The organism is Streptomyces sp. NPDC002690 (assembly GCF_053592415.1).
In genome coordinates this window covers 1-2,991 of record NZ_JBSFVR010000583.1, presented here as the reverse complement: position 1 = coordinate 2,991, position 2,991 = coordinate 1, and the positions used below count along the sequence as shown (strand labels likewise).

Annotated in this window: 2 protein-coding genes; one reads left to right on the top strand and one right to left on the bottom strand. The window is 74.0% G+C overall.

Features of this window, described 5'->3' with window-relative positions:
• Nucleotides 1-303 precede the first annotated feature (303 nt).
• Nucleotides 304-1,398: a glycosyltransferase family 4 protein gene (locus ACWD3D_RS35495; RefSeq protein WP_451464795.1), complete on the top strand. Its 1,095-nt coding sequence runs from the start codon at nucleotides 304-306 to the stop codon at nucleotides 1,396-1,398.
• A gap of 66 nt (nucleotides 1,399-1,464) precedes the next feature.
• Here the strand turns inward: ACWD3D_RS35495 and ACWD3D_RS35490 are convergent, their stop codons facing one another.
• Nucleotides 1,465-2,853, bottom strand: coding sequence for an FAD-binding oxidoreductase (locus ACWD3D_RS35490; protein ID WP_451464794.1), 1,389 nt, complete (start codon nucleotides 2,851-2,853; stop codon nucleotides 1,465-1,467).
• Between the last annotated feature and the right edge of the window lie 138 nt (nucleotides 2,854-2,991).

Genomic DNA, 2,991 nt, shown 5'->3' with positions numbered 1-2,991 from the left:
GCTCGCTCGGCGCCGTCCCCAACGAGTACCTGCACTACTACTACTTCAACCGCGAGGCGGTCCGCGCCTACCAGCAGGCCGAGCTGACCCGCGGCCCCCCGTCGACGCGCACGCGCCGCGCCGAGCAGCGTTTTCACGCCAAGGGCGTCACTCGTGCGAGTGGTACACAACGGCCGGTTGTCCTCCCACGGGGGTGCAGCAACGTTCCGGCGGTCCGTAACACCCCTACGGACTGGCATCCTTGGAGGGTGCCGTCGTGGCGCGCAACCCTCACCGACACGGGAACTCCGGGAGCCGATCAACGTGTCACAGCTGCGAACGGTGCAGGTCCTGGGCGGCGGCGGGGCAGGCAGCGGTGCCCACGTCGGTTCCCTCGCCGCCGGACTGATCGCGCGCGGGGTGCAGGTCACCGTCTGCGCACCCACCGCCGTGGACCTGGTCCACGACTTCTCCGCGACCGGTGCCCGGTTCGCGGCCGTGCCCCGGCGCGGCGACCCCGTCTCCATGGCCGCGCTGCGCTCCGCCTGCCTCGGCGCGGACGTCGTGCACGCGCACGGCCCGCACGCCGCCGTCCGTGCCGCCGCCGCCCTGGGCGGCCTGCGCACCCCGCTGGTCGTGACCTGGCACGGCCGGGGCCACGCCGACGGCGCCCGCAGGCGTCTGCGGCACCTGTTGGAGGTCCGGGCGGCCCGAGCCGCGGCCGTGGTGCTGGGCACCTCCTCCGACCTCGTGGACCGGGCCCGCCGCAGGGGAGCCCGGGACGCCCGGCTGGCGCCGGTCGCCACACCGGTCTCCCGCGACCCCGCCGACGCCGCGCACCTCGACAAGGTCCGGGCCGAACTCGGCGCGGTGGGAAACCCGTTGCTTCTCTCGGCCGGCAACCTGATGCCCCGTCACGGGTACGGGGTCCTGCTCGACGCCGCCCGGCTGCTGGGTGAACTGGACCCCGCGCCCCAGGTGGTCGTCGCCGGCGAGGGGCGCGAGCGGGCCGCCCTGCAACGCCGCATCAAGGGGGAGCGGCTGCCCGTGCGGCTGCTCGGCGCCCGCGACGACATTCCCGAACTCGTCGCGGCGGCGGACCTCGTGGTGATCCCCAGCCGCTGGGAGGCCCGCTCCCGCCTCGCGCAGGACGCCCTCCGCGCGGGGACGCCGCTGGTGGCCACAGCGGTCGGTGGCATCCCCGAACTCGTGGGCGAGGCCGCCGAACTCGTCCCGTACGGCGACGCCGGGGCGCTCGCCCGGGCGATCGCGGGACTCCTCCTCGATCCGGACCGGCGCGCCCTGCTGGCGGCCGAGGGCCGGGCGCAGGCCGCCGGCTGGCCCACCGAGGAGGACACCATCACCCATGTGCTCAGCGTCTACGACGAGTTGGCGCAGCCGCTCAACCGGGCTCGTTGACCCGCCCCTCTCGGAGCGAGGGGCGGGTCAACGAGCAGAGAGCGGCATGCGGGGCATCCGGCGGGCTCAGGCCGACGCCGGCTCGATGTTGTGGTTGAGGCGGAACACGTTGTCGGGGTCGTAACGGCGCTTCACCCCGGCGAGCCGCGCGTAGTTCTCCTCGCCGTACGCGGCGACGACGCGTTCGTGGCCCTCCTGGCCGATGAAATTGAGGTAGACGGCGTCGTCCGCCCACGGCCGGACCCCGGCGCGAGCCTCGTGGACCCAGTTCCGGGCGCGCGCGTCGTCGGCCGGATCGTCCCAGATCCCGAAGGGGTGCACGACCCAAGGGGAGGAGCGCCACCGTACGGGCAGGTCGGCCGGGCCGCTCGCGACCGCCCCGCCCAACGGGAAGAGGATGTGCTGCGACCCGGACGGAACGGGCATGGCACCCGCGGTGGAGCAGAAGGCGGCCACCGCCTCGTCGGGGAACCCGCCCAGGTACTCGGCCGACCAGTAGTTCCGTTGGCCGGGCGGATCGTCGAGCATGCACTGGAGGTCCGCGTACGGGAGTTCGGCGACGACCTCCGCCTCGTGAGGGAGGGCCAGCAGCGGTGCGGCGACCTCCCGCAGGCCGGTCTCCGTGCCGGCCCAGGTGACCAGCACTCCGCAGACGGGCTTGCCGACCAGGTGCGCGGGCACGAAGTCCTCGGGCGGCCCGGTCAGATAGAGGCAGCCGCCGCCCGCCTCGTCGGGCGCCGTCGCCATCAGGTCGCGGAAGGCGGTGACGGCCTCCGGGCCGTCCTCGGGGCGGAAGACGATCAGCGCCATGCTCATGGCGGGCAGGTCGTGCAGACGGAGCGTCAGCGAGGTGGCGACGCCGAAGTTCCCGCCGCCGCCGCGCAACGCCCAGAAGAGGTCCGGGTTCTCGTCCTCGCTCGCCCGGACCGTGGAGCCGTCCGCGGTGACCACCTCGGCGGCGAGCAGATTGTCGCAGGCCAGCCCGAACTTCCGCTCCAGCCAGCCCGATCCGCCGCCCAGCGTGAACCCGCCGACCCCGGTCGTGGACGCCCGCCCACCGGTGGTGGCCAGCGCGAACGGCTGGGTGGCCCGGTCCAGATGGCTCATGGTGGCACCGCCGCCGACCCGGGCGGTGCCCGCTTCCCGGTCGACGGTCACCTCGTGCATGAGGCGCAGATCGACGACGAGCCCGCCTTCGCTCGACGCCATGCCCGCCACGCTGTGGCCGCCGCCCCGTACGGCGATCTCCAGCTCTTCCGAGCGGGCGCACCGCAGCGCCGAGGCGACGTCCTCGGCGGACGCGCACTGGGCGATGAGGGCGGGACGGCGGTCGATCATGCCGTTGAAGACGGCGCGAGCCTCGTCGTAACCCTCGTCCTCGGGGGTGTGGATCGCGCCGGTGAATCCATCCCGCAGGTGTGTCAGGGAGCTGTCGAACAGGGTGCGGGGCGTCATGACGCCCCCTTCCGAGGGGCGGAAACGTACCTTTCCAGGGTAGTCCCGCAGCGCTGGACGAGCCCGGTGGAGAGGACCCCGTCGTCACGTCCTCACGGCACACGGGTGTGGCCCGGTCCGTCACCCGTGCTGGTGACG

Coding starts and splice junctions, on each gene's coding strand:
- ACWD3D_RS35490 (WP_451464794.1), bottom strand. CDS start 2,853: ATGACGCCCCGCACCCTGTTCGACAGCTCCCTGACACACCTGCGGGAT.